This is a genomic window from Pseudomonas sp. SG20056 (genome assembly GCF_031764535.1).
Taxonomy (GTDB): Bacteria; Pseudomonadota; Gammaproteobacteria; order Pseudomonadales; family Pseudomonadaceae; genus Aquipseudomonas.
The window spans coordinates 798,941-824,139 of record NZ_CP134499.1 but is presented as its reverse complement, the minus strand read 5'-3'; the positions used below and the strand labels follow the sequence as shown (position 1 = coordinate 824,139).

Below are 25,199 nucleotides of genomic sequence, written 5' to 3'. Positions count from 1 at the left end.
CCTGGCGATAAGCGCGCATATCAGAGCAGCACCACATCGTACTGTTCCTGGGAATACATGGTTTCAACCTGGAACTTGATGGTGCGACCGATAAAGGCTTCCAAATCGGCGACATTGCCTGACTCTTCATCAAGCAGGCGATCGACCACCTTTTGATTGGCCAACACGCGATAACCTTCCGGTTGATAGGCCCGCGCCTCACGCAGAATTTCGCGGAAGATTTCGTAGCAGGTGGTTTCCGCCGTTTTCAGCTTGCCGCGCCCCTGACAGGCGCTGCATGGCTCGCAGAGCACCTGTTCGAGACTTTCACGGGTGCGCTTGCGGGTCATCTGCACCAGGCCAAGCTCGGTGATGCCGATGATGTTGGTCTTGGCGTGGTCGCGCTCCAGCTGCTTCTCCAGGGTACGCAGTACCTGGCGCTGGTGCTCTTCATCTTCCATGTCGATGAAGTCGATGATGATGATCCCGCCGATATTGCGCAGGCGCAGCTGGCGAGCAATCGCTGTTGCGGCTTCCAGATTGGTCTTGAAGATGGTCTCTTCCAGCGTGCGGTGGCCGACAAACGCGCCGGTATTCACATCGATGGTGCTCATCGCCTCGGCTGGATCGATGATCAGGTAACCGCCGGACTTGAGCGGCACCTTGCGCTCCAGCGCTTTCTGGATTTCATCCTCAACGCCATACAGATCGAAGATTGGCCGCTCCCCCGGGTAATGCTCCAGGCGGTCGGCGATTTCCGGCATCAGCTCATCGACAAACTGGGTGATCTTGCCGAAGGTCTCGCGCGAGTCGACGCGAATCTTCTCGATCTTCGGGTTGACCAGGTCACGCAGAGTGCGCAGCGCCAGGGACAGGTCCTCGTAGATCACCAGCGGCGTTGGGCCGACTTTCATCTGCGTGGCGATCTGCTCCCACAGGCGGCGTAGGTAGCGGATGTCGGCGAGGATCTCATCGGCCCCGGCGCCATCAGCCGCCGTACGCAGGATAAAACCGCCGCTTTCCTCGATACCTTCGGCAGCCACGCAATCGGCCACAACCTGCTTGAGGCGCTCACGCTCGGCTTCGTCCTCAATTTTCAGCGAGATGCCAACGTGGGCAGTACGCGGCATGTACACCAGGTAGCGCGAAGGAATCGACAGCTGGGTGGTCAGGCGCGCGCCCTTGCTGCCAATCGGATCCTTGGTCACTTGCACCACCAGGCTCTGACCTTCATGCACCAGGGCGCTGATGCTTTCCACCGCAGAGCCTTCGCGGGTGGAAATTTCCGCGGCATGAATAAACGCCGCACGCTCCAGCCCGATATCAATAAAGGCCGCCTGCATACCCGGCAGCACGCGCACCACCTTGCCCTTGTAGATATTGCCGACGATGCCACGCTTCTGCGTGCGCTCTACATGCACTTCCTGCAGTACGCCGTTTTCCACCACCGCCACGCGCGATTCCATCGGCGTGATGTTGATCAGGATCTCTTCACTCATGCGCTCATCTCTTCTGAGATAAAGCTGAAAGCCCAGGGACTGCGCCGATAATGGCGGTCACTCACCCGCGACCCGCAACCTCTTGACTGTGAACTGGCAGCGACTGCCAGCACGGAATAGCAAATTCTGCGAGCAACTCGGCAGTTTCACACAGCGGCAAACCAACCACCGCCGAATAACTGCCCTGCAACTGGCTGATAAATACCGCCGCCAGGCCTTGAATACCGTAACACCCGGCCTTGTCCTGCGGCTCGCCGCTGGCCCAGTAAGCCTCGATTTCGGCCTGACTCAAGGCGCGGAAGGTCACCTGGCTTGTGACCACTCTCGAAACCTGGCGTTCGCGGCTGACCAGCGCCACAGCCGTCAGCACCTCATGGGTTCGCCCAGACAGATCACTGAGCGTCGCCAACGCATCGGCGCGGTCGGTCGGCTTGCCAAGAATTCGTCCATCAAGCACCACAGCCGTATCAGCACCGAGCACCACGGCATTCGCGGTATCGGTCAAAGCAGCCAGCCCAGCTTGCGCTTTGCTAAGCGCCAGACGCTCTACATAGGCGATTGGCGACTCACCTGGCAATGCATTTTCATCGATGGGGGCGATTTGCGTGAGGAAGGGCACAGCAATTTGCGTCAGCAATTCACGCCGACGCGGCGATCCGGAGGCGAGATAGAGGGTGGCCATGCTGACTTCTCCCTGTCGGATAAACGCAAGGCCCAGCGGCCTTGCTTAATTGACGCCCAGACGCTGATGCAGCCCGCGCAGCAACGTGCAGACCCAGGGCCAGAGCAAGGCGCTGACCAAGGCCGGCAAGACAAACGCCAGGGTTGGCGGGCGGCTACCGGTCAAGGCGTTCAACCACAGCTGCACCAGCTGAGCGAGGCCGAACACCACCAGCAGCACGGTACTTTGCTGCCACATGGGGAACATGCGCAAACGCTGATGCAGGGTCAGCACCAGAAAGGTAATCAGGGTCAGGATCAGTGCATTCTGCCCCAGCAAACTGCCATTCAGCACATCAGCCAACAAACCAATGACCCAAGCCGTGGTCATGCCCACGCGATGCGGCAAAGCCAGCACCCAATAGGTCAGAAACAGCGCTAACCACAGCGGCCGGCCCAACTCCATGAACTTAGGCATGCTCGACACGCTAAGCAGCAGCGCCAGGGCAAACGTCAGCCAGACCGCCCAGATATTGCTTGATCGTGCGGCCATTATTGCGCTGCCTCCGGCGGATTGGCGGGCGCCACTGGCACATCAGCCGCAGGCTGCGCGGGTTGCGCCTGCTGCAGAATTTCACGATCCAGGGCTTCCTGCGCCTGCGCCGATTCGGTGGCCCGCTGTTCCGGGGTGCGCGGATCAGTGAACACCAACAGCATGTAACGGCTGCGGTTCAGCGTAGCGGTGGGCACTGCACGGACAATCGCAAAAGGCTGACCGGAGTCGTGGATCACTTCCGACACCATGGCCACCGGATAGCCGGCCGGGAAGCGCTGACCGAGGCCGGAGCTGACCAGCAGATCGCCTTCTTTGATATCCGCCGTGTCCGCCACATGACGCAACTCCAGGCGTTCCGGGTTACCGGTGCCGCTGGCGATGGCGCGCAGGCCATTGCGATTGACCTGCACGGGAATGCTGTGGGTGGTATCCGTCAGCAGCAGTACTCGCGAGGTATAGGGCATAACCTCGACCACCTGGCCCATCAGGCCACGGGCATCCAGCACAGGCTGACCCAGGACCACGCCGTCCTTCTCGCCTTTGTCGATCAGGATGCGGTGGGTAAAGGGATTGGGGTCGATACCGATCAGCTCGGTGGCCAGCACCTCGTCATCAACCAGGGCGGCCGAGTTGAGCAGCTCGCGCAGGCGCACGTTCTGCTCGGTGAGGGCGGCGAGTTTCTGCAGGCGGCGTTGCATCATCAGCTGTTCGGCCTTGAGCTTCTCGTTCTCGGCGGTCAGCTCATTGCGCGTACTGAGTTCCTGAGTCGCGCTCTCCCACACCCGCACCGGCAGGCGGCCGACCCAGTAGACCGGCTCGACAATCAGGCCCAGCTGCGCGCGCAGCGGTTGCAACAGAGTGAAGCGCGCATCGACCACCATCAGCGCAGCCGACAGCACGGAGAACACCAGCAGGCGCACACCCAGCGAAGGACCTTTGGCAAATAGCGGTTTGATCGGCAGCTCCTCACAGCGTCAGGCAGCAAAACAAAAGCTGCAAGCGGGTGAAACCCGGCTTGCAGCTCAAGACTTGGAGCGGTCGCGCTTATTCCGAGGACAGCAGGTCCATGGTGTGGCGATCCATCATTTCCAGAGCCTTGCCGCCACCGCGTGCAACGCAGGTCAGCGGGTCTTCGGCGACGATAACCGGCAGGCCGGTTTCCTGCGACAGCAGTTTGTCCAGATCACGCAGCAACGCGCCACCGCCGGTCAGCACCAGACCACGCTCGGCAATGTCGGAAGCCAGTTCTGGAGGCGATTGCTCCAGCGCGCTTTTCACCGCCTGGACGATGGTCGCCAGGGATTCCTGCAGCGCTTCGAGCACTTCGTTGGAGTTAAGGGTGAAGCTGCGCGGTACGCCTTCGGCCAGGTTGCGGCCACGTACGTCGACTTCGCGCAGTTCGCCACCGGCATAGGCGGTGCCGATTTCCTGCTTGATACGCTCAGCGGTGGATTCGCCGATCAGCGAACCATAATTGCGGCGCACGTAGGTAATGATTGCTTCGTCGAAACGGTCGCCGCCAACGCGGACGGATTCGGCATAAACCACGCCGTTCAGCGAGATCAGCGCGATTTCCGTGGTACCACCACCGATATCGACGACCATCGAACCACGAGCTTCTTCAACCGGCAGGCCGGCACCAATGGCAGCCGCCATTGGCTCTTCGATCAGAAACACTTCACGGGCACCGGCACCGAGGGCCGATTCACGAATGGCGCGGCGCTCCACCTGGGTGGATTTGCACGGTACGCAGATCAGCACGCGCGGCGACGGCTGCAGAAAGCTGTTTTCGTGAACCTTGTTGATGAAGTACTGCAGCATCTTTTCGCAGACACTGAAGTCGGCGATCACGCCGTCTTTCATCGGACGGATGGCGGCAATGTTGCCGGGGGTACGGCCGAGCATGCGTTTGGCTTCGGTTCCGACCGCCACCACGCTCTTCTGGTTACCGTGGGTACGAATAGCAACGACCGACGGCTCGTTCAGGACGATGCCGCGCTCGCGAACATAAATCAGGGTATTGGCAGTGCCCAGGTCAATCGACAGATCGCTGGAAAACATGCCACGCAGTTTTTTGAACATGGGATAGGGACCCTAGGCAACGCGTGGGTAAAGGCGAAGCGCGGTAAAGGCGCTGCTAAAAAGTGCGGCAAACTCTAACAACGGCAGGGATTTTGAGCAAGGCACCAATATGTTAGATTGCCGGTTTTTCCGGGCTTTAAGGCCCATCATCGCGGCCTTTGACCACCACCTACCACTATCTGTTCCCTGCGCACCCGTGCATGGCGACTCGTTCACATTTCCAAAGGCGGCCAGCAAATGCGCTGCTTTATATAGGGAGAAACCTGATGGCGCTTGAACGCTCCGACGTGGAGAAAATCGCTCATCTGGCTCGACTGGGCCTGAATGAAGCCGATATCCCGGGTACCACTGCGACCCTTAATAACATTCTCGGCCTGATCGACCAGATGCAGGCGGTCAATACCGACGGCATCGAGCCGCTGGCTCACCCGCTGGAAGCCACTCAGCGCCTGCGCGCCGACCAGGTCACCGAACGCAACCAGCGCGAGGCCTACCAGGCCATCGCCCCGGCCGTGGAAAACGGCCTGTACCTGGTTCCGAAAGTCATCGAGTAAGGGAAAAGCCTAGCCATGCATCAATTTACCCTGGCCGAGATCGCCCGCGGACTCGCCGACAAGCAGTTTTCCGCCGAAGAACTGACCCGCAGCCTGTTGGCGCGCATCGCCCAACTCGACCCGCAGCTCAACAGCTTTATTACCGTTACCGAGGAGCTTGCGCTGGAGCAAGCCAAAGCAGCCGACGCACGCCGCGCGGCTGGCGAGAGCGGCGCTCTGCTCGGTGCACCGATCGCCCACAAGGACCTGTTCTGCACCCAGGACGTACTGACCAGCTGCGGCTCGAAAATCCTCACCGGCTTCAAGGCCCCGTATAACGCCACCGTGGTCGAGAAGCTCGCCAGCGCCGGCGCCGTGACCCTGGGCAAGCTGAACATGGACGAATTCGCCATGGGCTCGGCTAACGAGTCCAGCCACTACGGCGCGGTGAAAAACCCCTGGGACCTGACCCGCGTACCTGGCGGTTCTTCCGGTGGCTCCGCCGCTGCGGTGGCCGCACGCCTGCTGCCTGCCGCCACTGGCACCGATACCGGCGGCTCGATTCGCCAACCAGCAGCGCTGACCAACCTCACCGGGATCAAGCCAACCTATGGCCGCGTCTCGCGCTGGGGCATGATTGCCTATGCCTCCAGCCTCGACCAAGGCGGTCCACTGGCCCGCACGGCTGAAGACTGCGGATTGATGCTGCAAAGCATGGCCGGTTTCGACACCAAGGACTCGACCAGCGTCGATCAGCCGGTGGATGACTACCTCGCCGCCCTCAGCCAGCCGTTGAACGGCCTGCGCATCGGCCTGCCGAAGGAATACTTCGGTGCCGGCCTCGACGCTCGCATCGGTGAGAAGGTGATGGCCGTGGTCGACACGCTGAAAAAGCTCGGCGCGACCGTCAAAGACATCAGCCTGCCGAATATGCAGCACGCGATTCCCGCCTACTACGTAATCGCCCCAGCAGAAGCCAGCTCCAACCTGTCGCGCTTCGACGGCGTGCGCTTTGGTTATCGCTGCGAAAACCCGGCGAACCTGGAAGACCTGTACAAGCGCTCGCGCGGCGAAGGCTTCGGCGCCGAGGTGAAACGCCGCATCATGGTCGGCACCTACGCGCTGTCCGCCGGTTACTACGACGCTTATTACCTGAAGGCGCAGAAAATTCGCCGCCTGATCAAGAATGACTTTGTCGCCGCCTTCCATGACGTCGACGTGATCCTCGGCCCCACCACGCCGAATCTGGCCTGGAAGCTCGGCGAGAAGAACAACGATCCGGTCGCTGCCTACCTGGAAGACATCTACACCATTACCGCCAACCTCGCCGGCATCCCGGGTCTATCGATGCCTGCCGGCTTCGTCGACGGCCTGCCGGTCGGCGTACAGCTACTCGGCAACTATTTCCAGGAAGGCCGCCTGCTCAACGTCGCCCACCAGTACCAACAGGTCACTGACTGGCACACCCACGCACCGAGCGGATTCTGAGGACGACTGACATGCAATGGGAAACCGTAATCGGGCTGGAAATTCACGCCCAGCTCAGCACCCAATCGAAGATTTTCTCCGCCAGCGCCATCGCTTTCGGCGCCGAGCCCAACACCCAGGCCAGTCTGGTTGACCTCGGCATGCCCGGCACCCTGCCGGTGCTCAACGCCGAAGCGGTGCGCATGGCCTGCAAGTTCGGCCTAGCGATTGATGCCGAAATCGCCCCACAGAACATCTTTGCGCGCAAGAACTACTTCTACCCGGATCTGCCCAAGGGCTACCAGACCAGCCAGATGGATCACCCCATCGTCGGCAAGGGCTTCCTCGACATCACCCTGGAAGACGGTACGCAGAAGCGCATCGGCATTACCCGCGCGCACCTGGAAGAAGACGCCGGCAAGAGCCTGCACGAAGACTTCCACGGCATGAGCGGCATCGACCTCAACCGTGCCGGCACGCCGTTGCTGGAGATCGTTTCCGAGCCGGACATTCGTTCGGCCAAGGAAGCCGTGGCCTACGTCAAGGCGATCCATGCCTTGGTGCGTTACCTCGGCATCTGCGACGGCAACATGGCCGAAGGCTCGCTGCGCTGCGACTGCAACGTCTCCGTGCGCCCGAAAGGCCAGGCCGAGTTCGGCACCCGCGCCGAGATCAAGAACGTCAACTCGTTCCGCTTTATCGAGAAAGCCATCAACCACGAAGTACAACGGCAGATCGAGCTGATCGAGGACGGCGGCAAGGTGGTACAGGAAACCCGCCTGTACGACCCGAACAAGGACCAAACGCGCTCCATGCGCAGCAAGGAAGAAGCCAACGACTACCGCTACTTCCCCTGCCCGGACCTGCTGCCGGTGGTGATCGAGCAGAGCTTCCTCGATGAAGTGCGCGCCAGTCTGCCGGAGTTGCCGGTGCAGAAGCGCGAGCGCTTCGAGGCCCAGTTCGGCCTGTCCGCCTACGACGCCACCGTGCTGGCCGCCAGCCGCGAACTGGCCGACTACTTCGAGGCAGTAAATGCCGTGTGTGGTGACGCCAAACTGGCCGCCAACTGGGTGATGGGCGAGCTGTCCAGCCTGCTCAACAGTGGCAACCTGGACATTGAGCAGTCGCCAGTATCGGCCGAACAGCTGGGCGGGATGATCCTGCGCATCAAGGACAACACCATCAGCGGCAAGATCGCCAAGATGGTCTTCGAAGCCCTGGCTGCCGGCGAAGGCGCCAGCGCTGACGAAGTGATCGAGAAGAAGGGACTCAAGCAGGTTACCGACTCCGGCGCCATTGAAGCCATGCTGGATGAAGTGCTGGCGGCCAACGCCGAGCAGGTCGAGCAGTACCGCGCCGCTGATGAAGCCAAGCGCGGCAAGATGTTCGGCTTCTTCGTTGGCCAGGCCATGAAAGCCTCGAAGGGTAAGGCCAACCCAGGCCAGGTGAACGAACTGCTTAAGAAAAAGCTCGAAGCCTGAGCTTTGCCGTAATACACAACGCCGGGTCAGCCCGGCGTTGTTTTGTCTGCCGCCAATCTGCCCAGGAGCCGCCATGCGCCTGTTACTGATCGCCATCACCAGCTTGTTGCTCAGCGCCTGCGCCAGCCAGGGCCAGGTTGACCCGCAGGGTTACCGCGCCGAGGGCCAGGCGTCCTATTACGGCGCGCGCCACCACGGCAACAAAACCGCCAGTGGCGAACGCTTCGACCAGAATGCGCTGACCGCTGCGCATCGCAGCCTGCCGTTTGGCAGCCGGGTACAGGTGACCAACCTGCGCAACGACAAGCGCGTGGTGGTGCGCATCAACGACCGCGGCCCCTACGCCAAGAAACGCATCATCGACCTCTCGCAAAAAGCCGCCGAACAGCTGGATATGCTGCGCGACGGCGTCGTACCGGTGCGCGTGGAACAACTGGCCGACTGAACACAGCTGTTTACAAAGAAGCCATGGACAGCCCTGCCTAGCCTCTGGCGCCGCGCAAGCCGATGATTAAACTAGCGCCACTTTTATGGAGCCCCTAACAATGACCCTGATGACCTTTGTTTATCTGATCGCCGGCCTGGTGTTGCTGGTTGCCGGCGCCGAGGTACTGGTACGCGGCGCAGCGAAACTGGCGGCGCAGTTCGGTATTCCGCCACTGATCATCGGCCTGACTGTGGTGGCCTTCGGCACCAGCGCCCCGGAAACTGCGGTCAGCGTGCAAGCTGCTCTGAATGGCAGCGGCGATCTGGCGATTGGTAACGTAATTGGCAGCAATATCGCCAACGTGCTGCTGATTCTTGGCCTGACTGCTGTGGTTGCGCCACTGATTGTCTCGCGCCAGCTAATCCGCCTGGATGTGCCGATCATGATCGGTGCCAGCCTGGTGGTTTATGCCCTGGCCTGGGACGGCAGCCTCAGCCGCCTCGACGGCGCCCTGCTGTTTGCCGGCGTGCTGGCCTACACCGGTTTCCTGATTGTCAGCTCGCGCCGCGACAAGAGCAGCAATGAAGACGACGAGTTCGCCAAGGAATTCGGCCTCAATGAGCCGGCCAAGCCCTATGCCTGGGCAATCAACCTGGGCCTGATCATTGCCGGCCTGGTGCTGCTGGTCAGCGGCTCCAACTTCCTGGTGGAAGGCGCCGTGACCATGGCCCGCGCCCTGGGCATTTCGGAACTGGTGATCGGCCTGACCGTGGTCGCCATCGGCACCTCGCTGCCAGAGCTGGCCACCTCGATCATGGCGGCCATCAAGGGCGAGCGTGATATCGCCGTGGGCAATATCGTCGGCAGCAACATCTTCAACCTACTCTGCGTACTGGGCCTGGCTTCGCTGGTTTCGCCACAGGCGATCAACGTGGCCGCCAACGCTCTGGCCTTCGACTTCCCGGTGATGATTGCCGTGGCCGTGGCCTGTTTGCCGATCTTCTTCGCCGGCTACCGCATCAACCGCTGGGAAGGCCTGCTGTTCCTCGCCTATTACGTGGCCTACACGGTCTATCTGGTGCTGTCGTCGACTGGCAAGCCGTTCGCTGAAGTCTTTGGTGACGCCATGCTCGGCTACGCCCTGCCGCTGACCGCCGTGACCCTGGTGATCATCGCCGGCCGCGCCTGGCACAAGCAGAAAGCCTGACGGCCCATCGGGAGGAAAACCGCATGAGTGACAACCACACACAAGGCCTGAAAGTCCGCCGCGAGGTGATGGGCGATGCCTTTGTCGATCGCGCTCTGGGTAACGCCACGGACTTTACCCAGCCATTGCAGGACTTCGTCAACGAGCACGCCTGGGGCGGCGTGTGGACCCGGGGCGGGCTGGACCGCAAAACCCGCAGCCTGATCACCCTCTCGGCACTGACCGCGCTGAAATGCCCACAGGAACTCAAGGGCCATGTGCGCGGTGCGCTGAACAACGGCTGCACGGTCGAAGAAATCCGCGAAACCTTGCTGCACTGCGCGGTGTATGCCGGCGTGCCGGCCGCTATCGATGCTTTTCGCGCAGCCCAGGAAGTGATCGACGACTTCCAGCAGGTCTGACCGCAACAAACTAAAAAGCCGGGCATTGCCCGGCTTTTTTATGCCCGCGCGACGGCTAGATCCAGCCCGCCCACTGCAGCACGAACAGCCCGAGGTTGGTGGTCACCACCGTGGCCAGGGTGGTCAGCACGATAATCGCCGCCGCCAACTGATGATTGCCGCCCACTGCCTTGGCCATAACGAAACTGGCCGCCGCCGTGGGGCTGGCAAAATACAGAAAGAGAATCGCCAGATCAGCATCGCGAAAGCCCCACAGCCAGGCGCCCAGGGTGGCTAACAGCGGCAGCCAGAGCACCTTCATCAGACTTGAACTGATCGCCATGCCACTGCTCTCGCGCAGTGATTCCAGGGTCAGGGTGCCACCAATGCAGATCAGCGCCAGCGGCAGGCTCATCTGCGCAAAATATTCCCCTGAGGTCAGCAACCAGGCCGGCAGGGGAATCTGCCAGGCGGCAAAGGGAATGGCCGCCAGCACACCGATGATCAGCGGATTACTGAGGATGTTCTTGGTCAGGCTCCAGGCATCGGTCTTGGCCTCAGGGCTGTAGATCGCCAGCACAATCGCCGACAAGGTGTTGTAGCTGAGGATGACTACCCCGCCGAGCACCGCGCCGACCGACAGGCCGTAATCACCGTACATGCTGGTGGCCAGCGCCAGGCCGATAATGCCGTTGTTGCCGCGAAATGCGCCCTGGGTGTAGATGCCGCGATCCGCCTCCGGGCAACGCAAAATCGCCCAGCCCCAGGCCAGCAGAAAGCAGCCCAGGGTCGCCAGCACGAAATACACCAGCAACGCCGGTTGCAAGGCGGTACGCAGGTCAGCCTGGACGATGCCGAGAAACAACAGGGTAGGCAGCGTGCCGCGAAACACCAGCGCCGAAGCAGTGTTGATAAAGGCCGCATCAATCAGCCCCAGGCGTTTGAGCGCCACGCCGAGAAACAGCATGGAGAACACCGGAGCAGTGACGCTGATGGTTTGCTGAACGACGGCGAGCATGACAGCCCCTGATCAGATAGATAGGCGGCTAATGGTAACAAGGCTTACCGGAGGAAAGCTTTCAGCAACCTTTCATACGAGAAAAAACCACAGAGCACGCGCTTCCACGCCGTGCAGCGACGGCCCGCAGGGTGGCCGCCACTGGCAGACAGGCTTACAAACAGCCTTTAGCGACGTACCGGACGCTTCTGCAGCTTGCGCTGCAAGGTCCGCCGATGCATGCCCAGGGCGCGGGCAGTGGCGGAGATATTGCCTTCGTGCTCGCTGAGCACGCGCTGGATGTGCTCCCACTGCAGGCGATCCACCGACATCGGGTTTTCCGGCACCAGGCTCTCCAGATCGGCATGCTGGGTCAGCAGCGCGGCCAGCACATCATCGGCATCGGCCGGCTTGCACAGGTAGTTACAGGCGCCGCGCTTGATCGCCTCCACCGCCGTAGCGATGCTCGAATAACCGGTGAGGATCACCACGCGCATTTCCGCATCCAGCTCCAGCAGCTTGGGCAGCAGGACCAAGCCGGAGTCGCCTTCCATCTTCAGGTCAACCACGGCGTAGTCCGGCAGATCCTGCTCGGCCAGGGCCAGGCCTTCCTCGGCTGAACCGGCGGTGGACACGCGCAGACCGCGACGGCTCATGGCACGCGCCATCACGCGGGTGAAGGTCGGGTCATCATCAACCAGCAACAGGTGGGGTTGTTCTTCGCCTTCGAACAGCACTTCGTCGCTCATTCGGGTAGTTCCTTAGCTTCGGCCATAGGCGCGCGGCAATTTCAGCTCGGTGAGCGTGCCGCCTTCTTCGTGGTTATACAGTTTAACCGTACCGCCGGCACGGGTGACGCTGGCCTGACTGAGGAACAAACCCAGGCCAAAGCCCTTGCCCTTGGTGGTGAAAAACGGCCGCCCCAGCTGTTCGGCAATCGCCAGCGGCACGCCGGCACCGAAGTCGCGGATGCTCAGGCGCAGCCACTGGTGATCCCAATCCAGGCGAATATCCAGCTTGTCCGGGCAGGCGTCGGCCGCGTTGTTCAGCAGGTTGAGCAGGGCCTGGGTCAGATCGGCCGGCGGCATCATCTTGGGTGGTGTGCCACGGCCCAGGCACTGGTAGCGATAACTGGCTTCCGGGCGCATCAGGTGCCAGCGGTTAAGGGTGGTCTCCAGCCATTCGACTGATGACAGCTCGATCACCGCCTGACGGCGATCCGCTTCGGCGGCGCGCACCAGCTGCTGCAGGGTTTCCTTGCACAGTTTGACCTGTTCCTGCAGCACAGCCAGATCCTCTTGCAGCATGGGCTCCTGATGCTCGCGGCGCAGTTCCTTGATCAGCACACTCATGGTCGCCAGTGGTGTGCCCAACTCATGCGCAGCGCCAGCCGCCTGGGTCGCCACGGCGAGCAGTTGCTGGTCACGCAAGCCTTCTTCGCGACGCTCGGCACGCAGCTCTTCCTGACGGCGCAGCTCTTCGGCCATCTTCGCCACGAAGAAGGTGATCAGCCCAGCAGCCAGAGCGAAGCTCAGCCACATCCCGTAGATCAGTAGGCTCTCACGCGGCCCGGACGGCAGGTCCAGCGGGTGCGACCAAACCAGTAGGAAGGTGTAACCGCCCAGCGCCAGACCCGACAGGGTGATGGTGTAGAGCCAGGGCAAGGTTGCTGCGGCAATCGTCAGCGGCACCAGGTAATAGGAGACAAAGGGGTTGGTCGAACCGCCCGAGTAATACAGCAACAGGCTGTGGATGATCAGGTCGCAGCCCAGTTGCACCGCGTACTCCTGCTCGGTAACCGGCCAGGGCCCACGCAGACGCAGCGCGGTCAGCAGACACAGCACCAGGGAGATGCCGAGGGTGACGCTGAGCTCCAGCCAGGGCAGCGGCAGCGCGCCCGACTTGTACGCCAGCCCAACGGAACCAGCTTGCGCGGCCAGCACCAGAATGCGGATCAGGGTCAGGCGCCAGAGGTTTTGCCGGCTCGCCGACAGTAGCTGCACAGGTGCGAGCATAGAATCTCCAAGTTGCTCATTCAGCGAGCCGCAGGAGTATAACCAAGCCTCTGTACGGCCAGCTGCGGCAACACGCCGCAGCACGCCAGCTGCAAGGCAAACTGCGCGGAGCCACGTTCAATGGCGTGCAGGTGACCGATGTAAATCACCGGCCGTAAAAATGTGGAACCGGATTTAACCCGTTCAGTCTGATCGCTACGTCTACCCTCTGGAAAGCCGCGCATACCCCATGCGCCCAACATATAAAGGAATCGTCATGCTGCCATTGTCCCGCCTCGCCACCGCCCTGTTGCTGAGCGCCACCACCCTGATGAGCGCCACAGCCATGGCCGAAGAAGCCCGCTACAACCAGGTCGCTCTGCGCGCCGAGGTCACTAAGGAAATCGCCCACGACCTGATGCACGTCACCCTCTACAGCGAAGCCCAAGACAGCGACCCGACCGCCCTCGCCGCACAGATCAGCAAGACCCTGAATGCCAGCATCGCCCAGGCGCGCAAGGTCAAAGGCGTCAGCGTCGCCTCCGGCAGCCGCAACAGCTACCCGGTGTACGACGACAAGGGCCAGAAAATTACCGCCTGGCGCGAGCGCGCCGAGCTGCGCCTGGAAAGCGCCGATTTCAGCGCGCTGTCCAAGCTCACCGGGGAAATGCTGCAAACCCTGAAAATGGGCGGAATGAACTTCAGCATCGCCAGTGACACCCGCAAGACCCACGAAGACGCCCTGCTCAAGGACGCCGTGGCTGCCTTCAAGGCCCGTGCGCAACTGGCCACCGAAGCCCTCGGCGGCAGCGGTTACAAGCTGGTCAGCTTGAGCCTGAATACCGGTGGTTTCCAGCCACCCATGCCGATGCGCATGGAGGCCATGAAAGGCGCGGCGATGATGGATGCTGCGGTGACGCCGGAGATCGAAGCCGGCACCAGCCAGGTCAACATCAACGCCGACGGTGTGATCGAAGTGCAGATGCCCTAAAAACTGCTACAAACAGAAGCAGCGCCGTTATCCGACGATAGCGGCGCTTTGCCATGTTTTTCTCGCACTTTTATAGATATGCGACACCAACATACTGTTGCGTCGTCATTCCTGTTCTCTCTGCGACATGCCACTTGCCTACGGCATACGCCCTGCATAGCTTCTCCCAAGGTCTCCACAAGAGGCCCCTCAGGATCACAACCACAATAACCATGAGGTCACTATGCGTAAGAACGCCGTCATCCAGGCTTTACTCGCCGCTGGGCTGATCGCCAGCACGCCACTTGCCAGCGCCGCCGGCAACCTGGTGTTCTGCTCCGAAGGCAGCCCCGCCGGGTTCGACCCTGGCCTGTACACCACCGGTACCGATTTCGATGCTGCAGCGGAAACCGTGTTCAACCGCCTGAGCCAGTTCGAGCGTGGCGGCACTGCAGTTATCCCCGGCCTGGCCGAGAAGTGGGACATCAGCGAAGACGGCCTGAGCTACACCTTTCACCTGCGCCCCAAGGTGAAATTCCACACCACCGAATACTTCACGCCGAGCCGCGACTTCAACGCGGATGACGTGCTGTTCACCTTCCAGCGCATGCTCGACAAGGACCACCCGTTCCGCAAAGCCTACCCGTCGGAGTTCCCCTACTTCACCGACATGGGCATGGACGCGAACATCGCCAAGATCGAAAAACTCGACGACATGACCGTCAAGTTCAGCCTCAACGAAGTCGACGCTGCCTTTATCCAGAACCTGGCGATGAGCTTTGCCTCGATCCAGTCCGCCGAATACGCCGACAGCCTGCTCAAGGCCGGCAAGGCCGCTGACATCAACCAGAAGCCCATTGGCACCGGCCCATTCGTATTCAGCCGCTACCAAAAGGATGCGGTGATCCGCTTCAAGGGCAACAAGGAATACTGGCAGCCGGATGAGGTGAAGATCGACAACCTGATTTTCGCCATCAACACCGACGCCTCGGTGCGCATGCAGAAGCTCAAGGCCGGCGAATGCCAGGTCACCCTGTTCCCACGCCCTGCTGATCTGGACGCACTGAAAAAAGACCCGAATCTGGACATGCCCGAGCAGGCCGGTTTCAACGTCGGCTATATCGCCTACAACGTCACCCACCCGCCGTTCGACAAACTCGAAGTGCGCCAGGCGCTGGACATGGCGGTGAACAAGCAGGGCATCATCGACGCGGTGTACCAGAGCGCCGGCCAACTGGCGGTCAACGGCATGCCGCCAACCCAATGGTCGTATGACGAGAGCATCAAGGACCCCGCCTACAACCCGGAAAAAGCCAAGGAGCTGCTCAAGGCCGCCGGCGTCAAAGAGGGCACCGAAATCACCCTGTGGGCCATGCCGGTGCAGCGCCCCTACAACCCCAACGCCAAGCTGATGGCCGAAATGCTGCAAAGCGACTGGGCCAAGGTCGGCATCAAGGCCAAGATCGTCAGCTACGAATGGGGTGAATACCTCAAGCGTGCCAAGGCCGGCGAACACGACGCCATGCTGATCGGCTGGAGCGGCGACAACGGTGACCCGGACAACTGGTTGGGCACCCTGTATGGCTGCGACGCCGTGGACGGCAACAACTTCTCCAAGTGGTGCCATGCCGACTACGACAAGCTGGTGAAAGCCGCCAAGCGGGTGACCGATACTGCAGAACGCACCGAGCTGTACAAGCAGGCTCAGGTGATTCTCAAGCGTGAAGTGCCGATCACCCCGATCGCCCACTCCACGGTCTACCAGCCGATGAGCAAGAAGGTCGTGGACTTCAAGATCAGCCCGTTCGCGCTGAACTCGTTCTACGGCGTCGGCGTCAAGTAACAGCGGTTCTCGACCATGCTGGCGAGCGGCTTACCCCGCCACTCGCCAGCCGGACAACGGCGGCCTACCCGGCTGCCGTTTGCAGGTTCCGTATAACCCGAGGATTACGCTGATGACTGGACCGACCTGGCCCGACCTAACTGCCAGGCACTCTGTTGCCTGCCGCACCCCGCCTGCCACATGCGCGCTCAACCGGCACCTGGCTGCCGAGCCACTCGCCGCACGACAACAGCGTCCGGCCATGCAGCCCGATGCACGCTCACCTTTTTTGGAGCACTGACCCGCATGCTGTCCTTTATTGCCCGACGCCTGCTATTGCTGATCCCCACCTTTTTCGGCGTCACCCTGTTGACCTTCGCGCTGATCCGCATGATCCCCGGCGACCCGGTGGAAGTGATGATGGGCGAACGCCGTGTCGACCCGGTGATGCACGCCGAGGCCATGGAGCGCCTGGGTTTGAACAAGCCGCTGTACGCCCAGTATTTCGACTATATCGGCCAGCTGGCCCAAGGCGACCTGGGACAATCGCTGCGTACCCGCGAAAGCGTGTGGAGCGAATTTCTCACTTTGTTTCCCGCCACCGTCGAACTCGCCCTGGCCGCCCTGCTGTTCGCCGGCACTCTGGGGTTAGTTGCCGGTGTAATTGCCGCCCTCAAGCGCGGCTCGCTGTTTGACCATGGGGTAATGGGCATCTCGCTGGCCGGTTATTCCATGCCGATTTTCTGGTGGGGCCTGCTGCTGATCATGTTCTTCTCGGTATGGCTGGGCTGGACGCCCGTGTCCGGGCGCATCGACCTGCTCTACGACATCCCGCCAGTCACCGGTTTTATGCTGATCGACACCTTGCTTTCCGGTGAAGAAGGCGCCTTTGTCGACGCCCTGCGCCATTTGATCCTGCCGGCCATCGTGCTCGGCACCATTCCGCTGGCGGTAATCGCCCGCATGACCCGCTCGGCAATGCTCGAAGTGCTGCGCGAGGATTATGTGCGCACCGCACGCGCCAAGGGCCTGTCCCCGGCCCGTGTGGTCTTCGTGCATGGCCTGCGCAATGCACTGATCCCGGTGCTCACGGTGTTCGGCCTGCAGGTCGGCGCGCTGCTGGCGGGCGCGGTACTGACCGAAACCATCTTCTCCTGGCCGGGCATCGGCAAATGGCTGATCGAGTCGATCGGCGCGCGTGACTACCCGGTGGTGCAGAACGGCATTTTGCTGATCGCCTGCCTGGTGATCCTGGTCAACTTCGTGGTGGACATCCTCTACGGCCTGGCTAATCCACGCATTCGCCATCAGCGCTAAGAACCTGCCCATGGCCTGCTGCGCGTCGGCGATACGGCGTCAAAACCAGCTTCGGAATGCTCATGTGCAGCAGCACACTCCGCTTCCTCAGCCGCTTTTTCCTTGTCTCGCGCTAGCTCGCGAGGCCATACAAAGGTTCTACGGAGCCCACTATGACAACTGAAACCCTAAGTACCACACTCGATCAATCGCTACTCTACCCTTCGCCGCTCAGGGAATTCTGGCAGGCCTTTGCCCACAACAAGGGCGCAGTCGCCGGGCTGGCGTTTATGATCCTGCTGGTGATCTGCGCGCTGTTTGCGCCGTGGATCGCACCGCACGACCCCAGCGAGCAATACCGCGAATTTCTGCTCACCCCGCCAGCCTGGCTGGAGGGTGGCCAGCTGCAATTTCTGCTCGGCACCGATGAAGTGGGTCGCGACCTCCTCTCGCGGTTGATTCATGGCGCGCGACTGTCGCTGCTGATCGGCCTGGCCTCGGTGCTGATGTCGCTGATCCCCGGCATCCTCCTGGGCCTGGTCGCCGGCTTCTTTCCGCGCCTGCTCGGCCCGTCGATCATGCGCCTGATGGACATCATGCTGGCCCTGCCCTCGCTGCTGCTGGCGGTTGCCATCGTCGCCATCCTCGGCCCAGGGTTGATCAACACCATTTTCGCCATCGCCATCGTCTCGCTGCCGTCCTATGTGCGCCTGACCCGCGCAGCGGTGATGGGTGAGCTGAACCGCGACTACGTCACTGCCGCGCGCCTGGCCGGTGCCAGCCTGCCGCGACTGATGTTTATCACCGTACTGCCCAACTGCATGGCACCGCTGATCGTGCAGGCCACCTTGAGCTTTTCTTCGGCGATTCTCGATGCCGCCGCCCTGGGTTTTCTCGGCCTCGGCGTACAACCGCCAACCCCTGAGTGGGGCACCATGCTGGCCTCGGCGCGCGACTATATCGAGCGCGCCTGGTGGGTCGTCAGCCTGCCGGGCCTGACCATTCTGCTCAGCGTGCTGGCGATCAATCTGATGGGCGACGGGCTGCGCGATGCACTCGACCCGAAACTCAAGAATGCGCAGTGAGGAACCCCGCATGAGCCTGTTGGATATCAAAAACCTCAGCGTGCGCTTCGGCGACGCCAGCGCCATCCCGGTGGTCGACGGCCTCGACCTGTGCGTGGAAAAAGGCGAAGTGCTGGCGATTGTCGGCGAATCCGGCTCCGGCAAATCGGTGACCATGATGGCGCTGATGGGCCTGATCGACGCCCCCGGCATCGTCACCGCCGACAGCCTGCAGTTCGACGGCACCGACATGCTGCGCCTCAAGGGTCGCCAGCGTCGGCATATCGTTGGCAAAGACCTGTCGATGGTCTTTCAGGACCCGATGACCGCACTCAACCCCAGCTTTACCGTGGGTTTCCAGATCGAAGAAGTGCTGCGCCAGCACATGAATCTCAAAGGCCAGGCCGCCCGCCAACGCGCGCTGCAACTGCTCGACCGAGTGGAAATCCCCGCAGCCGCCAGCCGCCTGAATGCCTATCCGCACCAGCTGTCCGGCGGTATGAGCCAACGGGTGGCGATTGCCATGGCGATTGCCGCCGAGCCCAAACTGCTGATCGCCGACGAGCCGACCACAGCGCTGGATGTGACAATTCAGGCGCAGATCATGGACCTGCTGGTGGGCCTGCAGCGCGAACAGAACATGGGCTTGGTGCTGATCACCCATGACCTGGCCGTGGTCGCCGAAACCGCGCAACGGGTCTGCGTGATGTATGCCGGGCAAGCGGTGGAGATCGGCAGTGTGCCACAGCTGTTCACCACACCCAGCCACCCCTACACCGAAGCGCTGCTCAAGGCGATTCCCGAACACAGCCAGGGCCAGCGCCGCCTGACCACCCTGCCCGGCATCGTCCCGGGCCGCTACGACCGGCCGCTGGGCTGCCTGCTGTCGCCGCGCTGCCCCTACGCCCAGGCGCATTGCCGTGAACAACGGCCGACTCTGGATGCCCATGAACGTGGCGCGGCGCGCTGCTTCTACCCGCTCAATCTGACTGCGGAGGTGGCCTGATGAGTGCCGTCCTGACTGCTCGCGACCTCACCCGTCACTACGAAATCTCCCGCGGCCTGTTTCAGCCCAATGCCCAGGTGCAGGCGCTGAATGGCGTGTCCTTTGAATTACAGGCGGGTAAGACGCTGGCGGTGGTCGGCGAGTCCGGCTGCGGCAAATCCACTCTGGCCCGCGCCCTGACACTGATCGAGGAGCCCAGCTCGGGCTCGCTGCAGATCGCCGGGCAGGAAGTGACAGGCGCCAACAAGGCGCAGCGCAAACAGCTGCGTCGTGATGTACAGATGGTCTTTCAGAACCCCTACGCCTCGCTCAATCCTCGGCAAAAGATCGGCGATCAGCTCAGCGAACCACTGCTGATCAACACCGGTCTGTCACGCTTGGAGCGGCGCGAGCGGGTGCAGGCGATGATGAAACAGGTCGGCCTGCGCCCCGAGCATTACCAGCGCTACCCGCATATGTTCTCCGGCGGCCAGCGCCAGCGCATCGCCCTGGCCCGGGCGATGATGCTGCAACCCAAGGTGCTGGTGGCGGACGAACCGACTTCGGCGCTGGACGTGTCGATCCAGGCCCAGGTGCTCAACCTGTTTATGGACCTGCAGGAGCAGTTCAACACCGGCTATGTGTTTATCTCGCACAACCTCTCGGTGGTGCGCCACGTTGCCGATGATGTGCTGGTGATGTACCTAGGCCGCCCGGTGGAGATGGGCCCCAGCGAGCTGATCTACAACCGTCCGCTGCACCCGTATACCCAGGCGCTGCTGTCGGCGACGCCGACCATTCATCCTGACCCGAGCAAACCGAAGATCAAGATCAGTGGCGAGCTGCCCAACCCGCTCTCGCCACCCAGCGGTTGCGCCTTCCACCAACGCTGCCCGCATGCCAGCGAACGCTGCCAGGTTGAACAGCCGGCACTGCGCCTGCTGGATGCACGGCAAGTGGCGTGCCACCATGCCGAGCAGATCAATAGCTAAATGATGTGAGCCCTGGCCAGCCGGGGCTTATTCTTGCGCCGGGCCTCGGTAGAACAGCCGATAGCCCAGCAAGCCAACAGCCTCGTTAAGCAGCAAACCGTTCTGCCAGACCGCCTTGCTTTCCGGCAGCCAGCCACCGGCGGGCCGACCATTGGACGTACCGAGAAAGCCCATCGGCGCGCTGATCACTTGCAAACCCACCTGCTCGAAACTCCAGCGTGACCTGGGCATATGCCAGGCCTGCGTCACCAGCACCACGCGGGTAATCCCTGCCTGCTTCAGCAGCTCAGCGCTGTGGGTCGCATTCTCCCAGGTGGTGCGACTCACGCCTTCCTGCCAACGCACCGGTACGTCGTAATCACGGGCCAATACGTCAGCCATCAAGGCCGCTTCACTGGGCGGTGCGCCAAAGTGCAACCCGCCACTGGCCAGCAGCGGCAAACCCGAGGCCTTTGCCAAGCGTGCGGCAAAACGCACTCGCTCCAATGCCAACAGGCTGGGCTGATCCGCGCCCCAGCCAGGATCAGCCAGCTCACGCCCGCCGCCCAGCACCACAATCACGTCAGCCTGCTGTGCCAAATCAGCCCATTGCCGCTCATCCAATGCCGGCTCGTTTTCCAGCACGCGCGCCGAGTATTCGACCACCACCGGCAGGCTAAACAGCCACATCCCGCCCAAGCCAACGACCAAGCAAGCCGCAGCCACACGCGGAAAACGCCGACGCAGCCACCAGGCGGCCAGCAGCAAAAGCAGGAACAGGCCTGGCGGAAGGAAGAACTGTTTGAGGATGTAGCGAATCGGCATTGAGCACCTCCATGGGTGCGCGCAGCCTACCGATGATTGCTCGCCCGAAACAACTGCGAGCCACAGGCCTTGCAGGCCTGCACGCCATTGCCGGACTGCCAGCCCGCCAGTGTGCCGCACAGGGCGCAGCACAGCTGTAGACGGCGTTTAAGCAGCGGCTTGATCTTGCCGGGCAGCGCGGCGGTGGGTTTGTGGCCGGACCGGCCAATCTTGCGTGAGCTCGGCAGCTGCTCGATCTGCGCCATTTCCTGCGCCGCGGCATGCCAGCCGCGCAGCCAGTCCAGGTCGCGATTCAGATATGCGCGAATCAGCTCCATTTCCGCCGCCGTAAGCCCACGCAGCTCAAGCTCCAGCGGCGGTTGTGCAGACAGTGCACTCAGGCTATCGGCCTCATCCAACGCCATGGCAAGGCGTTGCAGCAGCCGCTCATAGAGCCCGCCACCCGCTGCACCACGCCGAAACTCCGCCATCCTTCACCTCGCCCCGGAGCAGGCTGCCGCTCCCTATAGCAAGCTTAGCGTTCGCGCTTTAACCAGCGGTGCCTGGCGACAAACGGCTTAGCCGGCCTGTCGCAACAGACGAACATGGCTAGGCCGCCGTAGCTGGCGCGCAGCGCAATCAGGGTTTCCCTGAATAAGCGGGGCTCATGTATGCTACCGCGTTTCCCGCAAGCCCTTATTCCCAGCGCCGGTAGCCATGCAAGAACAGTACTCGCCCCGTGAAATCGAAGCCGCCGCGCAGTCCCATTGGGACGCGCAGAAATCCTTTGTAGTGAGCGAACAGCCGGGCAAGGAGACCTTCTACTGCCTGTCGATGTTCCCCTACCCGAGCGGCAAGCTGCACATGGGCCATGTGCGCAACTACACCATTGGCGACGTAATCAGCCGCTACCAGCGCATGCAGGGCAAAAACGTGCTGCAGCCCATGGGCTGGGATGCGTTCGGCATGCCGGCGGAAAACGCTGCGATGAAAAACAAGGTCGCGCCTGCCAAGTGGACCTACGAAAACATCGAGTACATGAAGAGCCAGCTCAAGTCGCTGGGCTTGGCTGTGGACTGGACACGCGAAGTCACCACCTGCAAGCCGGATTACTACCGCTGGGAACAGTGGCTGTTCACCCGCCTGTTCGAAAAAGGCGTGATCTACCGTAAGAACGGCAGCGTCAACTGGGACCCGGTGGACCAGACCGTACTGGCCAACGAGCAGGTTATCGACGGCCGCGGCTGGCGCTCGGGCGCAGTGATCGAAAAGCGCGAAATCCCGATGTACTACTTCAAGATCACCGCTTACGCGGAAGAGCTGCTGAGTAGCCTGGACGAACTGGATGGCTGGCCGGAACAGGTCAAGACCATGCAGCGTAACTGGATCGGCAAGAGCTTCGGCGCTGACGTGGTATTCGACTATGACCAGGCCAGCGTCGGCATTGACGGCCAACTCAAGGTCTACACCACCCGCCCCGACACCCTGATGGGCGCAACCTACGTCGCCGTGGCCGCCGAGCACCCGCTGGCGCAACGCGCCGCCGAGAGCAATCCGGCTATCGCAGCGTTTATCGCCGAATGCAAGGCCGGCTCCGTGGCCGAGGCCGACATGGCCACCATGGAGAAGAAGGGCGTTGCCACCGGCCAGTTTGTCATTCATCCGCTCTCCGGCGACAAGCTGCCGGTGTTCGTCGCCAACTACGTATTGTGGGGCTACGGCGAAGGCGCAGTGATGGCCGTGCCCGCGCACGACGAGCGTGATTTCGAATTCGCCAACAAGTACGACCTGCCGATCAAGCAGGTCTACACCGGCGAAGGCAAAGAATACGACGCCACTCAATGGCAGGACTGGTACGGCGACAAAGCCGGCCTGAGCAGCATCAACTCCGGCAAGTACGACAACCTGGACTTCAGCGCCGCCTTCGATGCCATCGTCGCGGACCTGGAAGCCAACGCCCATGGCGCGCGCAAAACCCAGTTCCGCCTGCGCGACTGGGGTATCAGCCGTCAGCGTTACTGGGGCTGCCCGATCCCAATCATCCACTGCGACAGCTGTGGCGACGTGCCGGTGCCGGAAGACCAGCTGCCCGTCGTACTGCCCGAAGACGTAGTGCCGGACGGTGCAGGCAGCCCGCTGGCACGCATGCCTGAATTCTATGAATGCAGCTGCCCGAAATGCGGCAAGCCGGCCAAGCGTGAAACCGACACTATGGACACCTTCGTTGAGTCGTCCTGGTATTACGCACGCTACGCCTCACCGCATTACACCGGCGGCATGGTCGACCCTGAAGCAGCCAACCACTGGCTGCCGGTGGATCAGTACATTGGCGGTATCGAACACGCGATCCTGCACCTGCTGTATGCGCGCTTCTTCCACAAGCTGATGCGTGACGAAGGGCTGGTCAGTTCGAATGAGCCGTTCAAGAACCTGCTGACCCAGGGCATGGTGGTCGCCGAGACCTATTACCGCACCCTGGAAAACGGCGGTAAAGACTGGTTCAACCCGGCCGATGTCGAGCTGGAGCGTGACGCCAAAGCCAAGGTCATCAGCGCCAAACTGAAAAGCGACGGCCTGCCGGTGGAAATCGGCGGCACCGAGAAGATGTCCAAGTCGAAGAACAACGGCGTCGACCCACAGTCGATGATCGATCAGTTCGGTGCCGACACCTGTCGCCTGTTCATGATGTTCGCTTCGCCGCCGGACATGAGCTGCGAATGGTCTGACGCTGGCGTTGAAGGCGCCAACCGCTTCCTGCGCCGCGTCTGGCGTCTGGCGCAAAACCATGTCAACCAGGGCATCGCTGGCGCACTCGACTTGGCCAGCCTGAATGACGAGCAAAAGGCCGTGCGCCGTGCGATTCATCTGGCGATCAAACAGTCGAGCTTCGATATTGGCCAGCACCACAAATTCAACACCGCCATCGCCCAGGTGATGACGCTGATGAACGTGCTGGAGAAAGCCGCACAAACCACAGTTCAGGACCGCGCTCTGTTGCAGGAAGGTCTGGAAGCGGTGGCGCTGCTGTTGGCGCCAATCACGCCGCATATCAGCCATCAGCTGTGGCAGGAGCTGGGTCACGACGAAGCCATCATCGATGCCGCCTGGCCACAGGTGGATGAGTCTGCCCTGGTACAGGACAGCCTGACGTTGGTGATCCAGGTCAACGGCAAGCTGCGCGGACAGATTGAAGTGCCAGCCAGCGCCAGCCGCGAAGAGGTTGAGGCCAGCGCCCGCAGCAACGAAAACGTGCTGCGCTTTACCGAAGGCCTGAGCATTCGCAAGGTCATCGTGGTGCCAGGCAAACTGGTCAACATTGTTGCTAACTGACTAGTCGCCAACTGATTAAGCTCGGCGCGACCGCACAACGGCGCGCCGCAAGACACGCCAAGGGGATAAAAGATGATCAAACGGAATCTGTTGGTAATTGGCCTGGCCACCCTGCTCAGCGCTTGCGGCTTCCAGCTGCGTGGCACCGGTGACGTGCAGTTCGCCCTCAAGGAGCTGGATGTCAGCGCACGCAACGCCTATGGCGAAACCGTAAACCAAGTGCGCGAAGTGCTGCAGAACAACGGCGTCAAGGTCTATCCTGGCGCACAGTACCGCCTGGTATTGAGCAACGAGCAGGAAAATCGCCGCGCAGCCAGCTTCACCAGCTCGGCCCGCACTGCCGAGTACGAGCTGAGCAAGACCCTGGAATACGAAATCCGTGGCAGCAAAGACCTGCTGCTGATGAGCGACAAACTGGAAGCCCAAAGCTTCTACACCCAGGACGGCAACAACCTGATTGGTGGCGACCAAGAGGCCGCTCAGCTGCAACAGGAAATGAACCGTGAGCTGATCCAGCAACTGGTCCAGCGCCTGCAGCAGATCAGCCCAGCGCAACTGGACCAACTGCAGCAAACCGCAGAAGCCAAGGCTCAAGCCGAAGCCGATGCCCTGGAAGCAGCTCGCCAGCAACAGGCCGCGCAACCGCAGCAGTCGCCAATCCAGCTGCCGATTCCCGCTCAGTAAGCTCGCCGGGC

The 25,199-nt window shown here is 61.8% G+C and carries 24 protein-coding genes; 14 read left to right on the top strand and 10 right to left on the bottom strand.

Features of this window, described 5'->3' with window-relative positions:
• Positions 1 to 20: 20 nt before the first annotated feature.
• From rng to mreB, 5 genes are all read right to left on the bottom strand, one after another.
• Positions 21 to 1,478 carry a ribonuclease G gene (rng, locus tag RHP75_RS03965; RefSeq protein ID WP_311090543.1) on the bottom strand — a complete coding sequence of 486 codons (1,458 nt, stop codon included), beginning with the start codon at positions 1,476 to 1,478 and terminating at the stop codon, positions 21 to 23.
• A gap of 61 nt (positions 1,479 to 1,539) precedes the next feature.
• Complete coding sequence (locus RHP75_RS03960; RefSeq protein WP_311090542.1) at positions 1,540 to 2,160, bottom strand: Maf family protein; 621 nt, start codon at positions 2,158 to 2,160, stop codon at positions 1,540 to 1,542.
• Between the two features lie 45 nt (positions 2,161 to 2,205).
• A complete protein-coding gene (gene mreD / locus RHP75_RS03955) occupies positions 2,206 to 2,691 on the bottom strand; it encodes a rod shape-determining protein MreD (protein WP_311090541.1) in 486 nt (161 codons plus the stop codon).
• A complete protein-coding gene (gene mreC, locus RHP75_RS03950) occupies positions 2,691 to 3,614 on the bottom strand; it encodes a rod shape-determining protein MreC (RefSeq protein WP_311090540.1) in 924 nt (307 codons plus the stop codon). The genes mreD and mreC overlap by 1 nt, the downstream gene beginning before the upstream one ends.
• 124 nt (positions 3,615 to 3,738) lie before the next feature.
• Positions 3,739 to 4,776, bottom strand: a complete 1,038-nt coding sequence (gene mreB, locus RHP75_RS03945; RefSeq protein WP_090255536.1) for a rod shape-determining protein MreB — start codon at positions 4,774 to 4,776, stop codon at positions 3,739 to 3,741.
• 266 nt (positions 4,777 to 5,042) lie between these two features.
• On the opposite strand from mreB, the gene gatC reads away from it, so the two are divergent.
• The 6 genes from gatC to RHP75_RS03915 all read left to right on the top strand — a co-directional run bounded on the left by gatC (position 5,043) and on the right by RHP75_RS03915 (position 10,292).
• Positions 5,043 to 5,330, top strand: coding sequence for an Asp-tRNA(Asn)/Glu-tRNA(Gln) amidotransferase subunit GatC (gene gatC / locus RHP75_RS03940; protein WP_311090539.1), 288 nt, complete (start codon positions 5,043 to 5,045; stop codon positions 5,328 to 5,330).
• A gap of 15 nt (positions 5,331 to 5,345) precedes the next feature.
• On the top strand, positions 5,346 to 6,797 hold the full coding sequence (gene gatA / locus RHP75_RS03935; RefSeq protein ID WP_311090538.1) for an Asp-tRNA(Asn)/Glu-tRNA(Gln) amidotransferase subunit GatA: 1,452 nt from the start codon (positions 5,346 to 5,348) through the stop codon (positions 6,795 to 6,797).
• 11 nt (positions 6,798 to 6,808) lie between these two features.
• Complete coding sequence (gatB, locus tag RHP75_RS03930; RefSeq protein WP_311090537.1) at positions 6,809 to 8,257, top strand: Asp-tRNA(Asn)/Glu-tRNA(Gln) amidotransferase subunit GatB; 1,449 nt, start codon at positions 6,809 to 6,811, stop codon at positions 8,255 to 8,257.
• 73 nt (positions 8,258 to 8,330) lie between these two features.
• Positions 8,331 to 8,702 carry a septal ring lytic transglycosylase RlpA family protein gene (locus tag RHP75_RS03925; protein ID WP_311090536.1) on the top strand — a complete coding sequence of 124 codons (372 nt, stop codon included), beginning with the start codon at positions 8,331 to 8,333 and terminating at the stop codon, positions 8,700 to 8,702.
• Positions 8,703 to 8,802: 100 nt separating this feature from the next.
• Positions 8,803 to 9,891, top strand: a complete 1,089-nt coding sequence (locus RHP75_RS03920) for a calcium/sodium antiporter (protein ID WP_311090535.1) — start codon at positions 8,803 to 8,805, stop codon at positions 9,889 to 9,891.
• Between the two features lie 23 nt (positions 9,892 to 9,914).
• A complete protein-coding gene (locus RHP75_RS03915; protein ID WP_311090534.1) occupies positions 9,915 to 10,292 on the top strand; it encodes a carboxymuconolactone decarboxylase family protein in 378 nt (125 codons plus the stop codon).
• A gap of 55 nt (positions 10,293 to 10,347) precedes the next feature.
• Here the strand turns inward: RHP75_RS03915 and RHP75_RS03910 are convergent, their stop codons facing one another.
• The 3 genes from RHP75_RS03910 to RHP75_RS03900 all read right to left on the bottom strand — a co-directional run bounded on the left by RHP75_RS03910 (position 10,348) and on the right by RHP75_RS03900 (position 13,283).
• Positions 10,348 to 11,289, bottom strand: a complete 942-nt coding sequence (locus RHP75_RS03910; RefSeq protein WP_311090533.1) for an AEC family transporter — start codon at positions 11,287 to 11,289, stop codon at positions 10,348 to 10,350.
• Positions 11,290 to 11,456: 167 nt separating this feature from the next.
• Positions 11,457 to 12,017 carry a response regulator transcription factor gene (locus RHP75_RS03905; RefSeq protein ID WP_090377146.1) on the bottom strand — a complete coding sequence of 187 codons (561 nt, stop codon included), beginning with the start codon at positions 12,015 to 12,017 and terminating at the stop codon, positions 11,457 to 11,459.
• Positions 12,018 to 12,029: 12 nt separating this feature from the next.
• Entirely contained in the window at positions 12,030 to 13,283 is a 1,254-nt protein-coding gene (locus tag RHP75_RS03900; RefSeq protein WP_311090532.1) for an ATP-binding protein, read from the bottom strand.
• Between the two features lie 256 nt (positions 13,284 to 13,539).
• Between RHP75_RS03900 and RHP75_RS03895 the strand changes: the two genes are divergently transcribed.
• The 6 genes from RHP75_RS03895 (at position 13,540) to RHP75_RS03870 (ending at position 20,391) form a co-directional block, all read left to right on the top strand.
• A complete protein-coding gene (locus tag RHP75_RS03895; RefSeq protein WP_311090531.1) occupies positions 13,540 to 14,253 on the top strand; it encodes an SIMPL domain-containing protein in 714 nt (237 codons plus the stop codon).
• Between the two features lie 223 nt (positions 14,254 to 14,476).
• The gene (locus tag RHP75_RS03890; protein ID WP_311090530.1) at positions 14,477 to 16,075 is read left to right on the top strand and encodes an ABC transporter substrate-binding protein; all 1,599 of its coding nucleotides are present in this window, start codon (positions 14,477 to 14,479) and stop codon (positions 16,073 to 16,075) included.
• 285 nt (positions 16,076 to 16,360) lie between these two features.
• Positions 16,361 to 17,371: an ABC transporter permease subunit gene (locus RHP75_RS03885; protein ID WP_311090529.1), complete on the top strand. Its 1,011-nt coding sequence runs from the start codon at positions 16,361 to 16,363 to the stop codon at positions 17,369 to 17,371.
• A 152-nt stretch (positions 17,372 to 17,523) separates the two neighbouring features.
• Positions 17,524 to 18,435, top strand: coding sequence for an ABC transporter permease subunit (locus tag RHP75_RS03880; RefSeq protein ID WP_311090528.1), 912 nt, complete (start codon positions 17,524 to 17,526; stop codon positions 18,433 to 18,435).
• A 10-nt stretch (positions 18,436 to 18,445) separates the two neighbouring features.
• Entirely contained in the window at positions 18,446 to 19,420 is a 975-nt protein-coding gene (locus tag RHP75_RS03875) for an ABC transporter ATP-binding protein (protein WP_311090527.1), read from the top strand.
• Positions 19,420 to 20,391 (top strand): peptide ABC transporter ATP-binding protein, encoded by a 972-nt coding sequence (locus RHP75_RS03870; RefSeq protein ID WP_311090526.1) that lies wholly within the window; start codon positions 19,420 to 19,422, stop codon positions 20,389 to 20,391. The genes RHP75_RS03875 and RHP75_RS03870 overlap by 1 nt, the downstream gene beginning before the upstream one ends.
• A gap of 27 nt (positions 20,392 to 20,418) precedes the next feature.
• Here RHP75_RS03870 and RHP75_RS03865 read toward each other — a convergent pair whose 3' ends face one another.
• Complete coding sequence (locus RHP75_RS03865) at positions 20,419 to 21,195, bottom strand: YdcF family protein (protein ID WP_311090525.1); 777 nt, start codon at positions 21,193 to 21,195, stop codon at positions 20,419 to 20,421.
• Between the two features lie 26 nt (positions 21,196 to 21,221).
• The gene (locus RHP75_RS03860; protein WP_160089172.1) at positions 21,222 to 21,665 is read right to left on the bottom strand and encodes a hypothetical protein; all 444 of its coding nucleotides are present in this window, start codon (positions 21,663 to 21,665) and stop codon (positions 21,222 to 21,224) included.
• A gap of 226 nt (positions 21,666 to 21,891) precedes the next feature.
• Here RHP75_RS03860 and leuS point away from each other — a divergent pair, with 226 nt between their 5' ends.
• Positions 21,892 to 24,504: a leucine--tRNA ligase gene (leuS, locus tag RHP75_RS03855; RefSeq protein ID WP_311090524.1), complete on the top strand. Its 2,613-nt coding sequence runs from the start codon at positions 21,892 to 21,894 to the stop codon at positions 24,502 to 24,504.
• A gap of 72 nt (positions 24,505 to 24,576) precedes the next feature.
• The gene (lptE, locus tag RHP75_RS03850) at positions 24,577 to 25,188 is read left to right on the top strand and encodes an LPS assembly lipoprotein LptE (protein ID WP_170049190.1); all 612 of its coding nucleotides are present in this window, start codon (positions 24,577 to 24,579) and stop codon (positions 25,186 to 25,188) included.
• Positions 25,189 to 25,199: the final 11 nt, after the last annotated feature.